This window comes from Streptomyces aquilus, assembly GCF_003955715.1.
In the GTDB taxonomy this organism is placed as follows: domain Bacteria; phylum Actinomycetota; class Actinomycetes; order Streptomycetales; family Streptomycetaceae; genus Streptomyces; species Streptomyces aquilus.
Map to the genome: position 1 here is coordinate 4628688 of NZ_CP034463.1, position 22516 is coordinate 4651203.

At 70.5% G+C, this 22516-nt stretch carries 22 protein-coding genes and 1 tRNA gene; 14 read left to right on the top strand and 9 right to left on the bottom strand.

Annotation, left to right across the window (positions count from 1 at the left end; all coding sequences use genetic code 11):
• Positions 1-84: 84 nt before the first annotated feature.
• Both EJC51_RS21255 and EJC51_RS21260 read right to left on the bottom strand, forming a co-directional pair.
• Positions 85-546, bottom strand: a complete 462-nt coding sequence (locus tag EJC51_RS21255) for a carboxymuconolactone decarboxylase family protein (RefSeq protein ID WP_126272545.1) — start codon at positions 544-546, stop codon at positions 85-87.
• Between the two features lie 240 nt (positions 547-786).
• The gene (locus EJC51_RS21260; protein WP_244362763.1) at positions 787-3684 is read right to left on the bottom strand and encodes an SUKH-4 family immunity protein; all 2898 of its coding nucleotides are present in this window, start codon (positions 3682-3684) and stop codon (positions 787-789) included.
• Between EJC51_RS21260 and EJC51_RS48770 the strand changes: the two genes are divergently transcribed.
• Positions 3584-3835, top strand: coding sequence for a hypothetical protein (locus EJC51_RS48770; protein ID WP_244362764.1), 252 nt, complete (start codon positions 3584-3586; stop codon positions 3833-3835). The genes EJC51_RS21260 and EJC51_RS48770 overlap by 101 nt on opposite strands.
• Before the next feature lie 73 nt (positions 3836-3908).
• On the opposite strand, the gene EJC51_RS21265 is transcribed toward EJC51_RS48770, so the two are convergent.
• Positions 3909-4988 carry an SMI1/KNR4 family protein gene (locus EJC51_RS21265; protein WP_244362765.1) on the bottom strand — a complete coding sequence of 360 codons (1080 nt, stop codon included), beginning with the start codon at positions 4986-4988 and terminating at the stop codon, positions 3909-3911.
• A gap of 365 nt (positions 4989-5353) precedes the next feature.
• Here EJC51_RS21265 and EJC51_RS21270 point away from each other — a divergent pair, with 365 nt between their 5' ends.
• Together EJC51_RS21270 and EJC51_RS21275 are read left to right on the top strand one after the other, a co-directional pair.
• Positions 5354-5908, top strand: coding sequence for a YwqJ-related putative deaminase (locus tag EJC51_RS21270; protein ID WP_126272547.1), 555 nt, complete (start codon positions 5354-5356; stop codon positions 5906-5908).
• Positions 5909-6022: 114 nt separating this feature from the next.
• The gene (locus tag EJC51_RS21275) at positions 6023-6517 is read left to right on the top strand and encodes an SUKH-3 domain-containing protein (protein ID WP_126277065.1); all 495 of its coding nucleotides are present in this window, start codon (positions 6023-6025) and stop codon (positions 6515-6517) included.
• 61 nt (positions 6518-6578) lie between these two features.
• Here the strand turns inward: EJC51_RS21275 and EJC51_RS21280 are convergent, their stop codons facing one another.
• Complete coding sequence (locus EJC51_RS21280) at positions 6579-7889, bottom strand: sensor histidine kinase (RefSeq protein WP_126272548.1); 1311 nt, start codon at positions 7887-7889, stop codon at positions 6579-6581.
• 168 nt (positions 7890-8057) lie between these two features.
• On the opposite strand from EJC51_RS21280, the gene EJC51_RS21285 reads away from it, so the two are divergent.
• The 8 genes from EJC51_RS21285 (at position 8058) to EJC51_RS21320 (ending at position 14623) form a co-directional block, all read left to right on the top strand.
• The gene (locus tag EJC51_RS21285; RefSeq protein ID WP_126272549.1) at positions 8058-8930 is read left to right on the top strand and encodes a helix-turn-helix domain-containing protein; all 873 of its coding nucleotides are present in this window, start codon (positions 8058-8060) and stop codon (positions 8928-8930) included.
• Between the two features lie 11 nt (positions 8931-8941).
• Positions 8942-9012 (top strand) — tRNA-Gln (locus tag EJC51_RS21290).
• A gap of 115 nt (positions 9013-9127) precedes the next feature.
• Positions 9128-10576 (top strand): bifunctional UDP-N-acetylglucosamine diphosphorylase/glucosamine-1-phosphate N-acetyltransferase GlmU, encoded by a 1449-nt coding sequence (glmU, locus tag EJC51_RS21295; protein ID WP_126272550.1) that lies wholly within the window; start codon positions 9128-9130, stop codon positions 10574-10576.
• Positions 10577-10709: 133 nt separating this feature from the next.
• Positions 10710-11690: a ribose-phosphate diphosphokinase gene (locus EJC51_RS21300; protein ID WP_059196110.1), complete on the top strand. Its 981-nt coding sequence runs from the start codon at positions 10710-10712 to the stop codon at positions 11688-11690.
• Between the two features lie 223 nt (positions 11691-11913).
• Positions 11914-12507, top strand: a complete 594-nt coding sequence (locus tag EJC51_RS21305) for a 50S ribosomal protein L25/general stress protein Ctc (protein WP_126272551.1) — start codon at positions 11914-11916, stop codon at positions 12505-12507.
• A 117-nt stretch (positions 12508-12624) separates the two neighbouring features.
• Positions 12625-13227, top strand: coding sequence for an aminoacyl-tRNA hydrolase (pth, locus tag EJC51_RS21310; RefSeq protein ID WP_126272552.1), 603 nt, complete (start codon positions 12625-12627; stop codon positions 13225-13227).
• A gap of 52 nt (positions 13228-13279) precedes the next feature.
• Positions 13280-13786 (top strand): hypothetical protein, encoded by a 507-nt coding sequence (locus EJC51_RS21315; protein WP_126272553.1) that lies wholly within the window; start codon positions 13280-13282, stop codon positions 13784-13786.
• A 135-nt stretch (positions 13787-13921) separates the two neighbouring features.
• Entirely contained in the window at positions 13922-14623 is a 702-nt protein-coding gene (locus EJC51_RS21320) for an LPXTG cell wall anchor domain-containing protein (protein WP_126272554.1), read from the top strand.
• Positions 14624-14692: 69 nt separating this feature from the next.
• On the opposite strand, the gene ppc is transcribed toward EJC51_RS21320, so the two are convergent.
• Positions 14693-17428 (bottom strand): phosphoenolpyruvate carboxylase, encoded by a 2736-nt coding sequence (gene ppc / locus EJC51_RS21325; protein WP_126272555.1) that lies wholly within the window; start codon positions 17426-17428, stop codon positions 14693-14695.
• 304 nt (positions 17429-17732) lie between these two features.
• Between ppc and EJC51_RS21330 the strand changes: the two genes are divergently transcribed.
• Entirely contained in the window at positions 17733-18743 is a 1011-nt protein-coding gene (locus tag EJC51_RS21330) for an acyl-CoA desaturase (protein ID WP_126272556.1), read from the top strand.
• Positions 18740-19417: a TetR/AcrR family transcriptional regulator gene (locus EJC51_RS21335; protein WP_126272557.1), complete on the top strand. Its 678-nt coding sequence runs from the start codon at positions 18740-18742 to the stop codon at positions 19415-19417. Before EJC51_RS21330 ends, EJC51_RS21335 begins: the two co-directional genes overlap by 4 nt.
• A 123-nt stretch (positions 19418-19540) precedes the next feature.
• Here the strand turns inward: EJC51_RS21335 and EJC51_RS21340 are convergent, their stop codons facing one another.
• From EJC51_RS21340 to EJC51_RS21350, 3 genes are all read right to left on the bottom strand, one after another.
• Positions 19541-19714, bottom strand: coding sequence for a CsbD family protein (locus EJC51_RS21340; RefSeq protein WP_097265154.1), 174 nt, complete (start codon positions 19712-19714; stop codon positions 19541-19543).
• A gap of 61 nt (positions 19715-19775) precedes the next feature.
• Entirely contained in the window at positions 19776-20138 is a 363-nt protein-coding gene (locus tag EJC51_RS21345) for a VOC family protein (RefSeq protein ID WP_059196102.1), read from the bottom strand.
• Positions 20139-20141: 3 nt separating this feature from the next.
• Entirely contained in the window at positions 20142-20936 is a 795-nt protein-coding gene (locus EJC51_RS21350) for a trans-aconitate 2-methyltransferase (RefSeq protein ID WP_126272558.1), read from the bottom strand.
• 89 nt (positions 20937-21025) lie between these two features.
• Between EJC51_RS21350 and tamR the strand changes: the two genes are divergently transcribed.
• Positions 21026-21523 carry a MarR family transcriptional regulator TamR gene (gene tamR / locus EJC51_RS21355; protein ID WP_059196100.1) on the top strand — a complete coding sequence of 166 codons (498 nt, stop codon included), beginning with the start codon at positions 21026-21028 and terminating at the stop codon, positions 21521-21523.
• 13 nt (positions 21524-21536) lie between these two features.
• Here the strand turns inward: tamR and EJC51_RS21360 are convergent, their stop codons facing one another.
• Positions 21537-22310: a LuxR C-terminal-related transcriptional regulator gene (locus tag EJC51_RS21360; RefSeq protein ID WP_126272559.1), complete on the bottom strand. Its 774-nt coding sequence runs from the start codon at positions 22308-22310 to the stop codon at positions 21537-21539.
• Positions 22311-22516 lie beyond the last annotated feature (206 nt).

Here is a 22516-nt window from a genome sequence, read left to right on the forward strand (position 1 = left end):
CGCACAGAGGTCACGGCCGTCCCCCGGTAGGCGGAGGTACGGCCGTGTCCCGTACCGGTGAACGCGGGCCGAAGAGCCCGCAGTTCAGCCCCAGGTCGTGCCGGCCGGCTCCTTGATGGTGGTGTTGATGCGGTTGAACAGGTTCGTCAGCGAGATGACGAGGATCAGCCCGGACAGCTCCTTCTCGTCGAAGTGGTCCGCCACCTCGTCCCACAGCTCGTCCGGCACCGACTCGTGCGAACGGTCCGCGAGCCGCGTCATCACCTCGGTCAGTTGCAGCGCGGCCCGCTCGGCGTCGCTGTAGTAGGGCGCCTCGTGCCACGCGACGACGCTCGCGATGCGCTCCTCGCTCGTCCCCGCCTTCCGCAGGTTGTGGACGTGTCCGTACACACACGCGCCGCACCCGTTGATCTGACTCGCCCTCAGTCCCACGATCTCCGCGAGTTCCTGCGGCAGCCCACTGTCGTTGACCGCCTGGAAGATCGTGCCGATGCCCTTCAGCGCACCGGGGAGCACGTACGCGGGATTCGTCATCCGAGCCTTCATGTCCTGCCTCCTGAGACAAGTGGTGAGCCGCCGCCCACTGCTGTGAGCCGCTTTCACTGCACTGACGGAGCGGACAGGGAAGGTGTGACAGGACCGCGAGAGAATTTCCCGAGGCGTTCCGGGTGTTCCCGTACGAGGTACTCCGGGACGACGAAGAGGCGGGTCCGGTCGCCGTGACCGGACCCGCCTCCTGCGCACCCTCTGCGTCGCCTACGCGACAGGTCCTACAGACCTACAGGCCTACAGAAGCCCGTCCCACATCTGCTCGAGCAGCACCGACCACCAGCTCTCCGGCGAACCCAGCGCCGCCGGGTCCAGGGAGGCCAGCTGCGCCTGGAAATCGACGGTCCAACGGCCCGCCTGCTCCTGGTTCAGCCCGAACCTGAGCCGCCACATCCGCCCCAGCAGCGCCAGGCACCGCTGGAACTCCGGCAGCCCCGTGTTCACGAACTGCGGCGGCACGGGCGCACCACCGGGCCCCGCCTCCACCGGCACGGCCACGATGTTCGCCGTCCCGTACTGGACACAGATCGCCCGGCCGAAGTCACTGCCCATCACCAGGTACGACCCCGCGTCCGCGGCCGGCTGCACCCCGCGCTCCTGCGCCAGCTCCGCCAGCGTCGGCACGGGCCGGCCCGGCTGGGCCTGCGCCCAGAAGAACGGACCCATGTCCATCGGCAGCCCCGCCGCGACCAACGAGTGCGCCACCATCGGCGGCACCCCCTGCCGGGACACCGCCGCCTGCTCGAACCGGAAGATCCCCGGCCCGAACGCCCCCGCCAGCTCCTGCGCCACACCCTCCGGCGGAATCGGCGGCGCCGCCTGCACCGGCGGAATCGGGGCGCGCACCGGACCAGGCCGCGCCGGCCCGTCCGCCACCTGGTGCAACTCGCCCTGGTGCGCCAGCAACTGCTGCATCCCCTGCTGCCGGCTCGCGTGGTCCGTGCCATACGGCGCGATGCTCGCGAGCCGCGCCTGCGGCCACTGTTCCCGGATCATCCGCGCGCAGTACGCGCCCGGCAGCTCACACGACTCCAACTCCGTGTGCAGCTCCAGCACCTGGTCCGGCGGGATGTTCATCGCCCGCAGCTCGTGGAAGATCTGCCACTCCGGGTGCGGCGTACCCGGCGCCGAACGCCGGATCAGCTGCTGCTCCGACCCGTCCTGCGCGCGGTAGCGCAACACGGCCTGGTAGCCCGGGCCGACGGTCGGCTGCCCCTGCTGCGGGTATCCGTACGCCGGCGCCTGACCGGGCCCGGGCTGCCCCGGCGGCGGTACGGCACCGGGCGGCATCCCACCAGGGGGCGGCACCGCACCGGGAGGCACCGCGCCGGGCGCCATCAGCTGGGGGGCGCCCGGCGCCATGCCGGGGGCGCCCGGAACACCGGGTGCGCCGGGCATGCCGGGTGCACCCGGGGCGTGCGGCGGTGGAGGCGCGCCGGGGCCGCCGACCGGCGGCGCGGCCAGCATGGTCTCCGCCTGGTGAACCGCACCCCGCGCACCCCCGACAGAGCCCTGCGCGCCGGGCGCGCCAGGCATACCCGGGGCGCCAGGAGGCTGCGGTGCGCCGGGGGTACCCGGGGCACCGGGGGCGTGCGGTACGCCAGGACCGCCAGGCGCGCCCGCGACACCGGGGGCGCCAGGAACTCCCGGAGCGCCCGGCGCGTGAGGTGCACCCGGGGCGCCCGCAGGAGTCTGCGCGCCCGGCACACCGGGCACGCCAGGGGCGCCCGGCGGCTGCGGCGCGCCCCCGCCCGGGCCCATCTGCCCCGGGTCGGCCAGCATCGTCGCGGCATGGTGCATGCCGCCCGGAGGCGTACCGCCGGGCGGGTTCGGCGCACCGGGCGGCTGGGGGGCGCCCGGCGGAGTCGACGCGCCGGGCCCCGCAGGCACACCCTCAGGACCGTCGGGCCCGAGCGCGGACACGAGCTGCGTCGGCACATACCCGCCGGCCGGCGCTCCCGGCGTACCAGGCGCACCCGGCGCAGGCGGAGGCGTACCGCCCGGCCGCGCGCCCGGCGCCCCCGGGGCACCCGGCGGCGGAGGCGGCGTCGCACCCCCACGCGCACGGCGCGGCGGAGGCGCCGCCTTGCTGGTCGCGGCGTCGGCGATGTCCCCGGCGTTCGGCGCGAGCGGCCGCTCGGGCGCCCCCGGACCACCGACCCCGCCGGCGCCCACAGGAGGCTGAGGCGCCCCCGGCGCACCCCCCGGCCCCTGCGGATAGCCATAAGAAGGAGCACCCGGAACAGGCGGCGGCGTACTGCCCTGCGGCGCACCCGGCGCGGGCATGGGCGGAGCACCCGGAGGGGGCGTACCCGGCGCTCCCGCACCACCCACGCCCCCCGCACCCTGCGGATACCCGTAGGCCGCGCCACCCGGCACAGGCGCACCCGGCGCCCCGAGCGCCCCGTGCCCGCCAGGAATCCCCGGCGCCCCCGGCGCACCCGGCCCACCAGGCGCCGGCGCACCCACAGACGCACCCGGCGCATTCGGATCGTCGAGCGCCGGTGCGAGCGCCGTCGGCGGAAGCTGGCTGCCGCCCGACATGAGCGCGGTCTTGGCCTCCGGCGGCGTCGCAGGCGGCGGAGTGTCGTCGTCGGTACCGCTCAGCGGCGGTGCGAACACGGTCGCGGGCAGGGGCACCGACCGGTCGTCGCCCGCATCGGCGTTGGTGTCGGTCCCGGCCCACGGAGTCGCCCCGGCAGGGACACCAGGCGCCCCCGGCGCACTCGACGCAGCGGGCGCCCCCGGCGCACCACTCACTGAAGGCGCACCCGCGCCGGCACCGGCGCCTGCGCCTGCACCCACACCGGGCCCCACAGCCCCATTCCCCGACCCGACCGGCACCCCGGCCTGCGTCTCAGGCAACGCCGCAGAACCAGCAGAACCAGCAGCCGCAGCCACCCCGCCATCGGAGCCACCCACAGAACCGGCCCCGGAACCACCCGCAGACCCGGCCCCCCGCCGATCCGGAATCCCCAACTGATCCGCCGCCTCCTGCAACCACTCCGGCGGCGTCAGAAGGAACGACGTCTGATTGAGATCCACCCGAGCCGCAGGCGCCGACGCGGCCGCGGCAGCCGCGTCCTCCGCGGCCCGCCCGTACTCCTCCTCGTACCGGCGAATGACCTCACCCACCGGCAGCGCCGGCCACAACGTGGCCTCCCCGCTGTCCCGGGCGAGCACCAACCGCTGCGCGCCGCCGTCCGAACGCGGACCGTCCGCACGGTCCTCCGCCCACACCACGAACCCGAGCTCGAACTCCCGCACCCGCACCTCGCGATGCTGATACGAGGGAACGTCCCCGTTGATCCACTCTTCCGCGCGCTCCTGCGCCTGCGCGAACGTCACCATCGGTCAGCTCACTCCCCAGCCCCGGCAACAGCCCCGGCTACAGACCCAGTTCCGGCCCCAGTTCCGGCCCCAGTTCCGGCGCCAGTTCCGGCCCCAGTTCCGGCTCCGGCGCCGGCCACCGGCACGGACCGCGCGAAACCGCCGTCCACCATCAGGTTCGCCACCGTCTCCAACTCAGGCGGAGAACCCGCCAGTCGGGACAGGAACACATCGAAGTCATCGCCGCACGGCAGCAACAGCCGCTCCACCCGCTCCGCCGGAGCCAGCGAAGGATCGACGTCGCGGGCGTCGTCGTACGCGCAGAACCAGACCGAACCGATCCGGTCGCCCTTCACCTTCACGGCCAGCAGCCCGCCCTGCACGAAGCCGACGCCCAGGTAGTCCTTGGTCAGATGGTCACGCAGGCACTTGTTCACGTACACGAGGTCGTTGACGGCCGCCTCGTCCCGCACCGTGAAGAACGGCTGGTCGACCAGCAGACCCAACTCCGGGTCCAGAGCCGTCCCCACCGGAGCGCACCCACCCGCCGCCTTCAAGAACGACCGGTACGCACCCGGCAGCCGGTACCCGAGGTCCTCCTCGACCCCCAGCACCTGCGACTCCGACACCGCCGCACCCGACTTCGGCAACCCGAAGTGCGCGGGCCGCGTCTCCTGCAACGGCCGCGTCCCCCGCTTCCCGTGCTCCACCGCCGCCGTCGCGATCCCGCCGTGATGCCGCAGCAACGCCTTCACCTCGACCGGCACCAGCTCAAGACGGCGCGAACCCACCACGTGATGCCACGTCCAGCCGTGCGGCGTCGCGACCGCCGGGATCGTGTCCCACAGCTCATGGCCCGTCGCCGCGAGCGCCGCGTTCGCCGACACATAGTCCGTCAACCGCAGCTCGTCGACCCCGAAACCCTCCGGCGGATCGGCGATCTCCGCAGCCGCACGGGCATACGCCGAGAAGTCCGGATAGCCGCGCTCGTCCACCCGCACCCCCCTCGGGTGACGGGCAGCCCGGACCGGATCCGGGAAATGCACGACCTGCCCGGCATAGGCCGCGTTCGGCGGCGCGGCTTGCTGCCCGAGCCGACCTGTCGTCATGGCGGTTGCCCCCTGCGGCACTCTGTACGACCCGCGGCGACCGGCCCCGGCCCCGGTCCACCCGGCTCCGACCCGCCACCCCAGCCCGTATTCGACTTCTCCGACGTTCTCCAGCGTGTTGACCGCATACACGCAGTCGCATACACGCGGTCGCATACATGCGGTCGCATACATGCGGGTGCCGACAGCCTATGCGGTACGACGACACCGGTCACCGGGCACCGGTCAGCGGCCCTCCGCTTCCGTGACCAGCCGTCACCCCGCCGTGACAGCCCGCCCAAACCCGGGCGTGTCGCACCGCCCCAGCTTCCGCACCAGCCACGGCATTTGGCACTCTGTGTGATCCGGGGGGATGCTCGGAGGGGATGATGATCATGAATACGACGCAGACGGGACCGCACCCAGGACCGCGACCGGCCACACCTGGCGACCCGCGGACCGGACTGTCCGGCGACCCGCGCATCGGCTGGAGCAGCGAAGCCGCCCACGCCCCCACCCTGCGCCACCGCCGCGACGGCATACTCCCCACCGTCGCCGCCGCCCTCTCCGTCCGCGGCGCCACCCTCACCGGCACCGCGGCCCGCGGCGACGAGGCCCCATCCCTGCACCACCTCGTGCAGGACTTCCTCGACACCCTCACATCCGCCCAGCGCGACCGCTTCACCGGCCGCTGCGCCGAGACGATCCTCATCTCCCGCCACCTCGCCGCCGCCGACGCCGCCCGCACCAAACGCGCCGCCCGCAAACCCATGACCAACGGCGAGGCCCGCAAAGCCCTCAAGCAGGCCAAACTCACCGCCCGCCGCATCCGCGAGGACGGCGACCCCCTCCACGGCAGCTTCGCCGCCCCCTGCCGCGCCTGCACCGCCCTCAGCGCCCACTTCGGCGTACGCATCGTCGACCCGGCGGCGGACGACTAACCCCCACGCACGACCAACGGCACCACCACTACCGGCACCACAGGCACCACAGGCACCACCAGCACCACCAGCACCACCAGCACCACGACCATGACCTCGACGATCGAAGGGCAGATGCACCCCGACCGCACCAGCACCACCCGCTTCCCCGTACCCGTCGACGCCGCCCTGCGCGCAGCCGGCTGGCAACCCGGACGCTGGGACATCAAACAGGCCGAGATATGGGCCGACGCCCTCCGCGAGCACACCTCACCCGCCGGCCACCGCCACACCGTCTTCCCCGCCGCGGTGGAGGCCTGGGCCGAGTTCGGCGGCCTCCACATCACCCCCACCGGCCCCGGCCGCCAGGTCGCCCCCGCCCACCTCCACCTCGACCCCCTGCACGGCCTCCACATGGCCCGCACCCTCGCCGACCTCGGCCGCGCCCTCGACACCGACGTCTGCCCCCTCGGCACCGAGACCGAGACCGAAGCCCTCCTCGCCATCGACACCGAAGGCCGCGCCTACGCCCTCGACCACACCGGCGACTGGTACCTCGGCCCCAACATCGACCACGCGCTGGCCGCCCTCGTCGCAGGCATGGAACCGGTACGGCTCACGGCAGGCTGAACCACCCAGAACCACCCCAAGCCACGCCGACCAACGCCGACCAACGCCGACCAACGCGGCGCTACGACGCCGGAATTACCGCCGACACCCGAAAACCCCCCGCATCCGTCGGCCCGGACACGAACACCCCGCCCAGCGCGACGACCCGCTCCTTCATCCCCACCAGCCCGTTCCCCCCGGACGGCAACCGCGCCGACGACGCCACCGACACCTCCGGCGGCGGCTCGTTCTCCACCTGCATCGCGATCTCCGACCCCCGATGCGCGAGCCGGACATGCGTCTTCGCCCCCGCCGCATGCTTGTGGACGTTGGTCAACGCCTCCTGCACGACCCGGTACGCGGTCTGCTCGATCTCCCCCGCGTACGACCGCACATCGCCCTCCACGGTCAGATCCACGACCATCCCCGCGGCCGCCGACTGCCCGATCAACTCCTCCAACTCGGACAGACAGGGCCCGTCGGACTCGTCGACGACCCGCGAAGCAGCAGCGGCAGCGGCAACCCCCACAGCGGCCAACGGCACGGCAGCCTGCCGCACACCACCGCGACGGCCGTCCCCGCTCCGCAGCACCCCGAGCATCTCCCGCAACTCGGTCAGCGCCTGCCGCCCCATGTCCCCCACCAACGCGGCGTTCTTGACGGCCTTCTCCGGATCCTTCCGCGCAACGGCCTGCAACGCGGCGGCATGCACGACCATCAGGCTCACCCGATGCGCGACGACGTCATGCATCTCCCGGGCGATCCGGGTCCGCTCCTCGTTGCGCGCCCACTCGGCCCGCTCCTCCGCCCGCTCGGCGAGCAGCTGAAGCTCCCGCTCAAGACTGTCGGCACGCTCGCGCAAGCTCTCCATGAGCCGCCGCCGAGCCCCCACATACAGCCCGAGCAGCAAGGGCGGGGCGGTCAGCCCAATGGAAATCGCGATGGCCGCGAACGGAACGGACCACCCCCCGAGGTCGCTCTCCCCCGTCTCCATGCTCTGCCGCACCCGCACGAACATCACGATCAGCATGCCGACGAACGACATCCCGGCCAGCGACCCGATGATCCGCCGGGGCAGTTCGGAGGCGGCGAGGGTGTACAGCCCCACGATGCCCATGAGGTACCCCATCTGGGCAGGCGTGATCGCGATGGACACCAGCACCACCGCGATCGGCCACTTCCGCCGCACCAGCAGCGCGGCCCCGGCCAGCGCCCCGAAGACGACCCCCGCCGCCGTCGGGATCCCCGCGTCCCTCGCGAAGTCGACGCCCTCGACCGCGCACTCCAGCACGGAAACGAACGCGAGGCCGATGTCCAACAGTGCGGTACGCCACCTGGCCCACCACCACGGCCCCGTCCGGGCCGCGGCGTGGTCTTCCCCCGTCGTGGTCATGCCTCCCAGCCTACGGGCGGCGGGCGCGGCTTTTCCGGTGAGTTTCCGGTACTGGCCTACACCACACGCCGTGACCGGCCAGAAGCGAAACCACCCGATTTCCCTCGAACTGCTGAACCAGCCCCTGTTCGACCCCGGAAGCGGAGATTCCGTCTGGACGGTATGCCTATGGCAACTTCACTTGGCAAATACGCCGACTTCGAGGGACTGCGGGAGCGGGCGGTGACCTTACGGCGGGCAGGACTCAGCCGACGCCGGATCCGCGACCGCCTGCACGTCCACAACAACGACATCCTCAACCGCCTCCTGGAGGGCGAGCCCCCTCCGGAATGGACGAAGCGCCCGAACGCGAAGGACGACCTGAGGGCCAGGGCGCGGGAGCTACGGCTCCAGGGCTGGACGTGCGACCAGATCCAGGTGGAGCTGGGGTGCTCCAAGAGTTCGATCTCGTTGTGGGTGCGGGATCTGCCTAAGCCGGAGCGACGTGACCCCGCGGATCAGGCCAGGCTGGCGGGCCGGAAACGCCGGGAGCACGAACTGGCAGTACGGGATGAGCAGCGCCAGCAAACCAAGGCAGCCGCAACCGCAGAAATCGGCGACTTGTCCGATCGGGATCTGTTCATTGCCGGCGTCGCCCTCTACTGGGCCGAAGGCGGCAAGGACAAGCCGTACGCCCGCCGAGAGAACGTAATCTTCGTCAACAGCGACCCTGGGATGATCAAGGTCTTCCACGCCTGGCTCGACCTTCTCGGCATCGAGCGGGAACGACTGCGGTACTCCGTGATGATCCACGAGACCGCCGACGTGGCCGCCGCCGAACAGTATTGGGCCGAACTCGTCGATGCCGACCGTTCCGTCTTCTACAAAACCACGCCGAAGAAACACAACCCGAAGACGGTACGGAAGAACACCGGCGACTCCTACCGCGGCTGCCTGGCCGTCAGAGTCCTGAAGGGAGCCGACTTGTACCGTCGCATCGAAGGCTGGTGGTACGGCATAGTAGGGGCTGCACACCGCACCGATCTAGAGAATCGGACATAGCGGACGAACCATCCCGGGTCGTCTAAAGGCAGGACAAATGGTTTTGGTCCATTGAATGAGGGTTCGATTCCTTCCCCGGGAGCATGACAAGTAGTGGGCCCTGACAGCACAGTCAGGGCCCACACTCATGTCCCCCAATAAACGCCCCGGTATCCTGCGGATGTCACCCCACCCCCTCCACAGCCGAAGGGCATCCCGTGAGCGCCAACCGCCCGGCAGCCGTCGTCGTTCTCGCAGCGGGTGAGGGCACCCGTATGAAGTCGGCCACACCCAAGGTTCTCCACGAGCTCTGCGGCCGCAGCCTCGTGGGCCATGTGCTGGCCGCAGCCCGTGAGTTGGACCCCGAGAATCTGGTCGTCGTCGTCGGGCACGCGCGTGAGAAGGTCGGCGCGCATCTCAACGTCATCGACCCCGACGTACGGACCGCCGTGCAGGCGGAGCAGAACGGCACCGGGCACGCGGTACGGATGGCGCTCGAAGAGCTGGGCGGTGTCGTCGACGGGACTGTGGTCGTCGTCTGTGGTGACACTCCCCTTCTCACCGGTGAGACCCTCCGCGCCCTCACCGCGACGCACTCCACCGACGGCAACGCCGTCACCGTCCTCACCGCCGAGGTCCCGGACGCGACCGGGTACGGGCGGATCGTGCGGGACGGCGCCTCGGGTGCCGTCACCGCGATCGTCGAACACAAGGACGCCTCCGACGCGCAGCGCGCGATCCGGGAGATCAACTCCGGAGTCTTCGCGTTCGACGGGCAGTTGCTCTCCGACGCTCTCGGGAAGGTCCGTACCGACAACTCGCAGGGCGAGGAGTACCTCACCGACGTTCTCGGGATCCTCCGGGAGGCCGGTCATCGTGTCGGGGCTTCCGTCGCCGCCGACCACCGTGAGATCGCCGGCATCAACAACCGCGTCCAGCTCAGCGAGGCCCGCCGGATTCTCAACGACCGGCTGCTGACCGAGGCCATGCTCGCCGGAGTCACCGTCATCGACCCGGCGTCGACCTGGGTCGACGTGACCGTCACCTTCGATCAGGACGCCGTCGTCCACCCCAACACCCAACTGCACGGCACCACCCACGTCGGCTCCACCGCCGAGGTCGGTCCCAACAGCCGTCTGACCGACACCCATGTCGGCGCCGGAGCCCGGGTCGACAACACCGTGGCGTACGGGGCGCACATCGGCCCGGCCGCGAGCGTGGGGCCGTACGCCTATCTGCGGCCCGGTACCCGGCTCGGCGCGAAGGGCAAGATCGGGACGTACGTGGAGACCAAGAACGCCTCGATCGGGGAGGGGACGAAGATTCCCCACCTGTCCTACGTCGGTGACGCGACGATCGGTGAGTACTCCAACATCGGTGCCGCGAGCGTGTTCGTGAACTACGACGGGCAGGACAAGCATCACACCACCGTCGGGTCGCACTGCCGGACGGGTTCGGACAACATGTTTGTGGCGCCTGTCACGGTCGGGGACGGCGCCTACACCGCCGCAGGGTCGGTGATCACGAAGGACGTGCCGCCCGGTTCGCTGGCCGTGGCCCGTGGCCAGCAGCGGAATATCGAGGGTTGGGTGGCCCGTAAGCGTCCGGGAAGCGCGGCGGCGAAGGCGGCCGAGGCGGCGTCCCGGGAGCCGGGTAGCGACGGCTGACCGGAAACAGGTGCGTCAAACACGGCGTACCGTGATAAGTGCACACCCGCACCCCACCAGCTGAGACGGCCCGTCGCGCCCAGCGGCGAGGTCTCTCGACACCCAGCTGAGACACCTCTGAGGAGACAGTGCTGTGACCGGGATCAAGACGACCGGCGAGAAGAAGATGATGTTCTTCTCCGGCCGCGCCCACCCCGAGCTTGCCGAGGAGGTCGCCCAGCAGTTGGGTGTCGGGGTCGTCCCGACGAAGGCCTTCGACTTCGCCAATGGCGAGATCTACGTCCGTTACCAGGAGTCGGCGCGTGGTGCGGACTGCTTCCTGATCCAGAGCCACACGGCTCCGATCAACAAGTGGATCATGGAGCAGCTGATCATGATCGATGCCCTGAAGAGGGCGTCGGCGCGTTCCATCACCGTGATCGTGCCGTTCTACGGTTATGCGCGTCAGGACAAGAAGCACCGTGGGCGTGAGCCGATCTCGGCCCGTCTCATCGCCGATCTGATGAAGACCGCCGGTGCGGACCGCATTCTCACCGTCGATCTGCACACGGACCAGATCCAGGGCTTCTTCGACGGACCGGTCGACCACCTCTTCGCGCTGCCGCTGCTGGCGGACTACGTGGGGGCGAAGGTCGACAAGGACAAGCTGACGGTCGTCTCTCCTGACGCGGGGCGCGTGCGCGTCGCCGACCGTTGGTGCGACCGTCTCGGCGCTCCGCTGGCGATCGTGCACAAGCGGCGTGACAAGGACGTGGCGAACCAGGTCACCGTGCATGAGGTGGTCGGTGAGGTGAAGGGCCGCGTCTGTGTTCTCGTCGACGACATGATCGACACGGGTGGCACGATCTGCGCGGCCGCGGACGCGCTGTTCGCGCATGGTGCGGAGGACGTCATCGTGACGGCGACGCACGGTGTGCTGTCGGGTCCGGCCGCCGACCGGCTGAAGAACTCGCGGGTGAGTGAGTTCGTGTTCACGAACACGCTGCCGACGCCGGGTGAGCTGGGTCGTGACCTGGACAAGATGACGGTGCTGTCGATCGCGCCGACGATCGCGAGTGCGGTGCGTGAGGTGTTCGAGGACGGTTCGGTGACGAGCCTGTTCGACGAGCAGTGAGTCCTGCGCTCCACGCTTCCCGAAGCCGTAAAAACGCTTCTGCATGATCGCCCGCGCCCGGCGGGCGCTGATGATCGATTTTTCTGTGGCCTCCCCTGCCGAGTAGACTGCCGAGGTTGCTCGGCGAGGGAGGCCACGCCTCCGTTATCGACGCGCTCTTCGTAGCAGGCCGTTCGTGGCCGGGTGACCTTGTCCGCTCTCACCCATACGAGGAGTGATCCGCATGTCCGAGGTAAAGATCTCCGCCGAGACCCGCAGCGAGTTCGGCAAGGGCGCTGCCCGCCGCATCCGCCGTGACGCCAAGGTTCCCGGTGTTCTCTACGGTCACGGTGCCGACCCGCTGCACCTGACCCTCCCGGGCCACGACCTGCTGCTGGCGCTGCGTACGCCGAACGTCCTGATCTCCCTGGACATCGACGGCAAGACCAACGAGCTGGCGATCCCGAAGTCGGTTCAGCGTGACCCGATCAAGGGCTTCCTGGAGCACGTCGACCTGCTGCTGGTCAAGCGTGGCGAGAAGGTCACGGTCGAGATCCCGGTCCACACCGAGGGCGAGCTGGCCGCCGGTGGCAACCTGCTGGAGCACGTGCTGAACGCGCTTCCGGTCGAGGCCGAGGCCACCCACATCCCCGAGTCCGTCACGGTCTCCATCGAGGGCCTGGAGGCCGGTGCCTCCATCCTCGCCAAGGACATCAAGCTGCCGGCCGGCACCACGCTCGCCGTCGACGAGGACGCTGTCGTTCTCCAGGTCCTGGCCGCGCAGGCCGAGGAGGCCTCGGAGGAGGCTGCCGAGGGCGACGAGGCCGCCGAGGCCTGAGCCTGAGGCTCTGCATGCAGGAGCTGTGAGGCTCTGCGGGAGCTCGCAGGAGCTCTGCAAGAATTCGTCAGCCGCCGCTTCCGTACGGGAGTGGCGGCTGGCGCGTATCGAGGAGAGATGGACGTGACGAGCCCCGCCAACGACCCCTGGCTGATCGTCGGCCTCGGCAACCCCGGGCCGGAGTACGCGGCCAACCGGCACAACGTCGGTTTCATGGTGGCCGATCTGCTGGCCGAGCGGATCGGGGGGAGGTTCAAGCGGGCCGGCAAGGCGCAGGCGCAGGTCGTGGAGGGGCGGATCGGGCCGCCGGGGCCGCTGAACCGCCGGGTGATCCTGGCGAAGCCGATGTCGTACATGAACCTGTCCGGTGGGCCGGTGAACGCGCTCAAGGACTTCTACAAGGTGCCCGTCGCCAACGTCGTGGCCGTGCATGACGAGTTGGACATCGACTACGGGGTGCTGCGGTTGAAGCTCGGTGGTGGGGACAACGGGCACAACGGGCTGAAGTCGATGACGAAGGCGTTCGGCGCGGAGTATCACCGGGTGCGGTTCGGGATCGGGCGGCCTCCGGGGCGGATGCAGGTCGCGGATTTCGTGCTGAAGGACTTCTCCTCCGCGGAGCGCAAGGAGCTCGACTACTTCGTGGACCGGGCGGCGGACGCGGTGGAGTGTCTGGTGATCGAGGGGCTGGAGCGGGCGCAAAGCACGTACAACTCCTGACTTGTCCGGTCGCGGAACCGGCCCAGGTTGACGGGCCGTTGAGGCATGGCCAATGATCCCGGCCATGCCTGCCCCTGCCTCTGTCTCCGCCCGCCAGGCCTCGGCTGCCGCCCTCCGGTTCGGGCGGCTCGCGGCGATGGGTGCGGTCGCGGTGCTGATCCTGGTGGCGGGGGTGTGGGCGTCGTGGGGTACCGCGCAGCACGTGATGCTGACGAAGGGCCGGGAGAGCGGCACGATCGAGGTGACGCGGTGCGGGGAGGACACGTGCAGCGGGCCGTACACGCCGGTCTCCGAGGGGTCCACGGCGCGGGCCGAGGTCGTCATCGAGAAGACGGTGGCGGTGCGCAAGGGCGAGACGTACGCGGTCGTCGTGAAGCCGAGCAGTGACGAGGTCGTACGGTCCGGTCCGGCCGGGGTTCTCTACGCCTGGGTTCCGCTGGGTGGTGCGCTGTTGCTGGCGTCGGTCGTGGTGGCGGGCGGGTTGGAGCGTACGCGGGGCGCGTGGGTGATGGCGGGGGCGGGTGTCGTCCTGCTCACCGCTGCTTTCGTGACGATCTGACGCCTTTCGCCGTTCTGCGTTTCTGTGGAGGGTGTGAGTGTTGTCTGTTCGTGATTGACCTGAGGTCAGTCGGGGCTGGAAGCTGAGCCGCCCCCTCCACATCTTCCCTGTCACATCTCGAAGATGGACTGCCCCATGCGTACCCTCATCCGTGCCGGCGCCCTGTCCGCCGTCACCGCCGCCGCCCTGTTCGCGGCCCCGAACGCCTACGCCACCGCTCCCGGTGACAACGGCACTGTGAAGATCCACGACGCCTCCACCGGCGAGGAGTTGCGGCGCAACGAGCCGCACGTCTGCACGTTCTATCTGGACGCGTTCGGTTTCGACGGCGTCCAGGAGGTGGACTGGCACATCGAGGCCTGGGCGCCGACGGCCGACGTCAAGGGCGAGACGGTGAAGTCCGGCGAGATCACCCTTGACGCCGAGGGTCACGGCCGGACCCAGGACCTGTCGCTGCCCGACGGTCACTACAAGCTGTTCTGGAACTTCGAGGGCGAGAAGGGCGCGGCCAAGCACAAGGTCTTCTGGACCGACTGCGAGGGCTCGGACGACGGCAAGCCGAGTGAGACGCCGTCCTCGTCGGCTTCCCCGTCGGCTTCCTCGTCCGCTTCTTCCTCGCCCTCCGCCTCGCCGTCCGAGTCGGCGCCCGCCGGCGGGTCGTCCTCGGAGCCTTCGGCGTCCTCGTCGCCGTCCGCCCAGGGTGGCGGCAGCGGCGACGGCGACGGCGGTGACCTCGCGGAGACCGGCAACGGCGCCCCGGTGGGCCTGCTGGGCGGTGCCGCGGCCGCGCTGGTGGCCGCGGGCGGCTACCTGGTGTTCCGCCGCCGTAAGGCATGACGCGTCAGCGTTGACACGACGGTGCCCCCGGGGTTGAGCCTCGGGGGCACCGTCGTATGCGCGGGGGTCTCAGCCGGTGTTGCGCAGGCCCGCCGCCACACCGTTGACGGTGAGGAGGAGGGCGCGGGCCAGGGTCGGGTCGGGCTCCTCGCCCGCCGCGGCCGCGTCGCGCTGGCGCTTGAGCAGGGCGACCTGGAGGTAGGAGATGGGGTCGAGGTAGGCGTCGCGGATGGTGAACGTCTGCTTCAGGACGGGCTGGGCGTCGAGGAGTTCGTTCTCGCCGGTGACCTTGAGGACCTCGCGGACGGTGAGGGCGTGTTCGGCCTCGATGGTGGCGAAGACGTGCTGGAGCTCGGCCGGGACGAGGGTGTCGACGTAGTGGCGGGCGATGCGCAGGTCGGTCTTCGCGAGGGTCATCTCGACGTTGGAGATGAAGTTCCGGAAGAAGTGCCACTGTTCGTGCATCTCGTCGAGCACGGTGTCGAGGCCGGCCTCGCGCAGCGCCTTGAGGCCGGAGCCGACGCCGAACCAGCCGGGGACGATCTGCCGGGACTGGGTCCAGCCGAACACCCACGGGATGGCGCGCAGCCCGTCGAGGGAGACGCCGGAGCCGGGGCGGCGGGAGGGCCGCGAGCCGAGGTGCAGGTCGGCGAGCTGGTCGACCGGTGTCGAGGCGAGGAAGTAGTTCGGCAGGTCCGGGTCCTCGACCAGGCGCCGGTAGGCCGCGTGGGCGGCGTCGCTCACTACGTCCATCGCCGCGTCCCAGCGGGCGAGGGCCTCGTCGGACTGGCGGGGGGCGGTGTGCAGGGCGGAGGCCTGGAGGGTGGCGGCGACCGTCAGCTCCAGGTTCTCCCTGGCCAGGGACGGCACCAGGTACTTGTCGGAGATGACCTCGCCCTGCTCGGTCACCTTGATCTCGCCCTCCAGGGTGCCCCAGGGCTGGGCGAGGATCGCGTCGTGCGAGGGGCCGCCGCCGCGGCCGACGGTGCCGCCGCGGCCGTGGAAGAGGCGCAGGCGGACGCCGTAGCGATGGGCGACGTCGCGCAGGCGGCGCTGGGCGCGGTGGATCTCCCACTGGGAGGTGGTGATGCCGCCGAACTTCGAGGAGTCCGAGTAGCCGAGCATGACCTCCTGGACGTCCCCGTTCAGCGCGACCAGGCGCCGGTAGGAGGGGTCGGAGAGCATGTCCTCCAGGATGGTGTCGGCGGCCTTGAGCTCGTCGGTGGTCTCCAGGAGCGGCACGATGCCGATCTTGGCCCAGCCGGCGTGCAGGTCGATGAGGCCGGCCTCGCGGGCGAGGACGGTCGCGGCGAAGACGTCGTCGGCACCCTGGCACATCGAGATGATGTACGACTCGATGACCTCGGGTCCGAAGACGTCGAGGGCGCGCTTGACGGTGTGGAAGACGCCGAGGGTCTTCTCGCCGGCGGCGTCCAGCGGGGCCGGGGTCGGGGCCAGCGGCCTCCTGGACCGCAGCTCCTTGGCGAGCAGCTTGCCGCGGTAGTCGCGGGGCATGTCGGCGTAGCGCCAGGACTCCTCGCCGAGGCGGTCGAAGAGCTGGCCGAGGGCGTGGTGGTGGGCGTCGGCGTGTTCGCGGACGTCCATGGTGGCGAGCTGGAGGCCGAAGGCGGCGAGCGTACGGATCGTACGGTTCATGCGGCCCTCGGCGAACAGGCCGCCGCGGTGTCCGCGCAGGGAGGTCTGGATGAGGGTGAGGTCGCCCAGCAGCTCGCTGGTGCCGAGGTAGTCGCGGCCCGGCTCGTGCGGGGTGTTCTTGGCGAGGCGGAGCTTGGTGTTCTCCAGCTTCTGGCGGATCGCGGTGGCCTTGAGCCGGTAGGGCTCCTCGGCGTTGAGGCGCTTGTAGCGCGGGCTGATCTCCGGGAGGCGTTCGAGGTCTTCGCGCAGGGACTCCAGCAGCTCTTCCGTGGCTCCGGTGTAGCGGATGGAGTTGGAGAGGAAGCCGCGCAGTTCGTCGATCATGTCGAGCGCGTCGTTGATGCCGTGCTCGTGCTGGAGGATCAGGACGTCCCAGGTGACCTGGGGGGTGACGTTGGGGTTGCCGTCGCGGTCGCCGCCGATCCAGGTGCCGAAGGTGAGGGGGCGGGTCTCCTCGGGGAGGGTGACGCCGACGCGCTCCAGCTCGGCGGTGAGGTCCTCCAGGACGTCGCCGACGGCGCCGGCGTGCAGTTCGTCGAGGTAGTAGATCGCGTTGCGGGACTCGTCCGTGACCTCGGGGCGTACGACGCGCAGCTCGTCGGTCTGCCAGACGAGGTCGATGTTCTCGGCCAGGCGGGTGTCGTAGCGGCGGCGGTCGGTCTCCAGGACCGGGGTCTCCAGCAGCTCGGCGATGCGGCGGAGCTTGTTGAGGACGGAGCGCCGGGCGGCCTCGGTGGGGTGCGCGGTGAAGACGGGGCGCACGTTGAGGTTCTGCACGGTGGCGCGCAGGTGCTCGGGGTCGGCGTCCTTGAGGCGGTCGGCGGTGCGGGCGAGGAGGCCGCCCTCGGCGGCGCGCTTGGCTCTGAGTTCGCGGCCTCGGTGCACCTGTTCGGTGACGTTGGCCAGGTGGAAGTAGGTGGAGAAGGCGCGCACCAGCTTGGCGGCGGTCTCCAGTTCCGTGCCCCGCAGCAGCTCGGCGGCGGCGTCACCGTCCTCGCGGGTGAGGCGGCGGACCTTCTCGACGAGTTCCAGCAGCTCGGGGCCCTCCTGCCGGACGAGGGTCTCGCCGAGGAGGTCACCGAGTCGCCTGATGTCGGCGCGCAGCTCACTGGAGGTCGTCGTCGTGGTCTGGTCGTCGGCACTGCTCACAGGTGCGGCTCCTTGCAGTGTTGAAGCTCGTCCGGGAGGGAACCCGGGTGACCGTCGCGCGGCGGCTGCCGCATACGGGCCGGATCATCCGGGAAGAAATGAGAGCGGACCGCGCTGTCCGAACGACTCCAGGATAGGTGCCGGTGCGGACGCGCAGGCTCTTGGGCTCTTGCCGTGGGACGACGCGCTGCCATACTTACGACGCCGTAGGTTACGGAACCGTAGGGAAGTCCCGCTCTGCTTCTCGCGTGGTTACCGGTACCACGGTTCTTCTCCCACCCTCGAACCCCACAGGGGACGCCCCATGACCACGAGCTCCGATGTGATCGAAGACGCCCCGAAGGCGAATGACGGCTCACCCATGCCCTCCGCCACCCTCGGCGGGGAGCAGAAGCGCGGGATCGAACAGATCACGCTGCTGCTCTTCATCACCGTCCCGTTCCTCGCGCTGCTGGCGGCGGTGCCGCTGGCGTGGGGATGGGGGGTGAGCTGGCTGGACCTCGGCCTGCTGGTCTTCTTCTACTACCTCGGGTGCCACGGCATCACGATCGGTTTCCACCGCTACTTCACACACGGTTCCTTCAAGGCCAAGCGCCCGCTGCGGATCGCGCTGGCGATCGCGGGCTCGATGGCGGTCGAGGGCCCTCTGGTCCGCTGGGTGGCCGACCACCGCAAGCACCACAAGTTCTCCGACGCCGAGGGCGACCCGCACTCCCCGTGGCGGTTCGGCGAGACGGTCCCGGCGCTGATGAAGGGCCTGTGGTGGGCGCACATCGGCTGGATGTTCGACGAGGAGCAGACGCCGCAGGACAAGTACGCGCCGGATCTGATCAAGGACCCGGCGATCCGTTCGATCTCCCGGAACTTCATCTACTGGACGATGCTGTCCCTGGCCCTGCCGGCCGTGATCGGCGGTCTGGTGACGATGTCCTGGTGGGGCGCGTTCACCGGCTTCTTCTGGGGCTCGCTGGTCCGGGTCTGCCTGCTGCACCACGTCACCTGGTCGATCAACTCGATCTGTCACGCGGTGGGCAAGCGGCCGTTCAAGTCGCGGGACCGTTCGGGCAACGTGTGGTGGCTGGCGGTGCTGTCGTGCGGCGAGTCCTGGCACAACCTGCACCACGCGGACCCGACGTCGGCGCGGCACGGTGTGATGCGCGGCCAGGTGGACTCCTCGGCGCGGCTGATCCGCTGGTTCGAGCTGGCCGGGTGGGCGTACGACGTGCGCTGGCCGTCACGCTCGCGTATCGATTCGCGCCGCAACACCGGTGAAGACGGCTCCCGACGCCGGAAGGACACCGTCGAGGCGGCATGATTGACGCCGTGGCGACCGACTCCAGCAGCACCGAGAGCAATGACAAGCCGCGGCGCACCCGTCGCACACGGATGACGGGCGCCGAGCGCCGCGCCCAGCTGCTGGAGATCGGCCGCACCCTGTTCGCCGCGAAGGGCTTCGAGGGCACGTCGGTGGAGGAGATCGCGGCGAAGGCCGGGGTCTCCAAGCCGGTGGTGTACGAGCACTTCGGCGGCAAGGAGGGGCTGTACGCGGTGGTCGTGGACCGCGAGATGCGGCGGCTGCTGGACATGGTGACCAGCTCGCTGACGGCGGGGCATCCGCGCGAGCTGTGCGAGCAGGCGGCGTTCGCGCTCCTCGACTACATCGAGGAGTACACGGACGGCTTCCGCATCCTGGTCCGTGACTCCCCCATCCCGCAGTCGACGGGTTCCTTCGCCTCGCTGATCTCGGACATCGCCACGCAGGTGGAGGACATCCTGGGCCGCGAGTTCAAGAGCCGCGGCTTCGACCCCAAGCTGGCCCCGCTGTACGCGCAGGCGCTGGTCGGCATGGTCGCGCTGACGGGCCAGTGGTGGCTGGACGTCCGCCGCCCGAAGAAGGCGGAGGTCGCGGCCCACCTGGTGAACCTGGCCTGGCACGGCCTGGACGGCTTGGAGGCGAAGCCGCATCTGATAGGGCGCCGCAAGAGCTGAGCCGGGCGGCGGCGACCCGATCCTCAGTGCTTCAGGACGTCAGTGCAGTACTTCAGGACGTCAGTGCAGTACTTCAGGACGTCAGTGCAGTACTTCAGGACGTCAGTGCAGTGCTTCAGGACGTCAGTGCTTGAAGATGTCCTTCTCCTTCTCCTTCGCCTGGCGTGCGTCCCCCTTCATCTGCTCGGCGCGGCCCTTGGTGGTCAGCCGCTCGTTGCCGACCGCGCGGCCGACGGTCTCCTTGGCCTTGCCCTTGGCCTGTTCCTTCTTGGCCTTGGCCTTCTGGTCCTTCGCCACGTCACTCACTCCCGATCGCGTTGGTGTTTCCCGGCTGCCGGGTGAACCGTGACCGGCCCGCTCAAACGCGCGGTTCCAGGAACTCCAGCCGGTTGCCCACGGGGTCGTAGGAGTAGAACCGCCGGTGTCCCGGCAGGTCGGTGTCCCAGGTGACGGTGGCGCCCCGGGTCTCCAGGCGAGCGGCGTAGGTCTCGATGTCGGTGACCCGCAGCCCCGGGTGGGCCTTGAGCGCGGGCCGGAAGGCGGCCTCGATGCCGAGGTGGAGCTGGACGGGCCCGGCCTGGAACCAGCACCCGCCCCTGGCCGCGAGCGCGGGCGGCTTGGGGATCTCGGTCATACCGAGGACGCCGGCGTAGTAGGCCCGCAGCCGGTCCTCGGAGCCGGGCGGGGCGGCGAGCTGCACATGGTCGACGGCGGTGATCATCCCTCACGCCTCCTTGCGGGCGACCGCGAAGACGCGGCGGAACGGGAACGGCGTGCCGTGCGGGCCCGCCGGATAGGCCTCGCGCAGGGCGGCGCGATAGGCGGTCAGGAACTTCTCGCGGGCCGCCGGGTCGTCGGCGAGGGCGGTGAGGACGGGCCTCAGTCCGGTGCCCTTCACCCAGTCCAGCACCGGGTCCTCGCCGGTGAGGAGGTGGATGTACGTCGTCTCCCAGACGTCGGCGGTGCAGCCGAGGGCGGTGAGGCGGGCGAGGTAGGCCTCGGGGGTGTGGACGGCATCGTCGTGGCGCAGGGCGACGGGGAGGCCGAAGGACGCGGCGAGTTCGCGCATCAGCCGATGGCTGGGGGCGCCGAAGTTGCCGGGGACCTGGAAGGCGAGGGTGCCGCCGGGCGCGAGGGCGCCGATCCAGTCGGCGAAGCGCTCCACGTGCCCGGGGACCCACTGGAGCGTGGCGTTGCTGATGACGAGGTCGTAGGAGCCGGTGGGCGCCCAGGTCCGTACGTCGGCGTGGGCGAAGTCGAGGCTGCCGCCGCCCGGGGTGGGGCCGGCGTGCTCGGCGTGCGCCTTGTCGAGCATCTCGGGCGAGTTGTCGTAGCCGGTGACGCGGGCGGTGGGCCAGCGGTCGGCGAGGAGGGCGGTGACGTTGCCGGGGCCGCAGCCGAGGTCCGCGATCCGTGCCGGGTCGGTGGGAAGGTCCGGTACGCGGGCGAGGAGGTCGATGAAGGGGCGGGCGCGGTGGTCGGCGTGGCGCAGGTACTGGGCGGGGTCCCAAGTCGTCATGAGATCCACTGTGCCCCTCCATATCTCTTGACGTCAAGAGACTTGACGTCAAGAGACTTCACATCGACACAACCACTACACTGATCGTCATGGAGGACGAGGTCGATCGGCTGGTCGCTGCGTGGCGCCGGGAGCGCCCGGACCTCGACGTGGAACCGCTCGAGGTGCTCAGCCGGGTGAGCAGACTGGCCCGGCACCTGGATCGCGCGCGCCGTCTGGCCTTCTCCGAGCACAGTCTGGAGCCCTGGGAGTTCGACGTCCTGACGGCGCTCAGGCGCGCGGGAACGCCGTATCAGCTCTCGCCGGGGCAGCTGCTGACGCAGACCCTGGTGACGTCGGGGACGATGACGAACCGTATCGACCGGCTGGCGAAGAAGGGCCTGGTGGAACGACTGCCGGACCCCTCGGACCGCCGGGGCGTGCTGGTCCGGCTGACGGACGAGGGCCGGGACCGCGCGGACCAGGCCCTGGCCGGACTGCTCGACCAGGAGCGGGCGATCCTCGCGGAGCTCTCCCGGGCCCAGCGGGGCGAACTGGCCGGGTTGCTGCGCCAGTTGACCGCCCCGTTCGACAACATCCCCGGCTGAGGGCTCGCCCCGCTCAGGCGGTGTGCGTCTCCTCCGGCCGGATGCGTCCGGCCGGCTCCAGGTCCACGGGCCCGACCCCGGCACGCCGCGCGAGCGCGACGGCGGCCAGCGTGGAGTGCACGCCCAGCTTGCCGAGGACGTTCTGCATATGGGTGCGCACGGTGTGCGGGGAGAGGAACAGCCGTTCGGCGACGGCCTTTCTGCCCAGCCCGGCGACCATGCAGCGCAGCACTTCGCGCTCGCGCGGGGTGAGCGACTCCACCAGCCGTTCGCTCTCGGTGCGGTGCTTGCGTGCGGCGGTCAGCTCCCGCAGCACCCCGGTGAGCAGGGCGGGCGGCAGATGGGTCTCGTCGCGCAGCACCCCTCGTATGACGGTCAGCAGCCGGGACAGCGAGCAGTCCTTGGCCACCCAGCCGGACGCACCGGCCTGAAGAGCGAGCGCGGCGCGCCGCGGATCGTCCTTCTCGGCGAGTACGACGATCCGGACACCGGGCTGTGCGGAACGCACCCCGGCCACCAGTGAGATGCCGTCGACGAGACCGTCCTCGCCCGCCTCCTGGACGGGCACGGCGGGCCGGATGCCCTGGACGTTGCCGCCCAGGTCGGCGTCGACCAGCAGCACGTCGAAACGGCGGCCCTCGGCCGCCGCGCGCTCCAGGCTGCGCAGCGCGGCGGGACCGCTGCCGGCCGCGGAGACGTCGACGTCGGGCTCGGCCGCCAGAGCTGCGGCGAGCGATTCGGCGAAGATGCGATGGTCGTCGACGACCAGGACTCGGATGCGAACCACGAAACCCCCTTCCCCAAGCTCTTGAAGAGCAGGGGATACCCCATCGTCGGGAGACGGAAGACCAGGCGCAGGTACGACGCCCGAAGCGCGATGGCGCTGCGCACGGCCGCCGCCGTGCCCGAACTGCTACCCCCACTTCGGGTGTCGTACCCGACTTGTCTCGCCCCCTGAACAGCACCGGCCCCCACCGGTGCTGTTCATCAGGG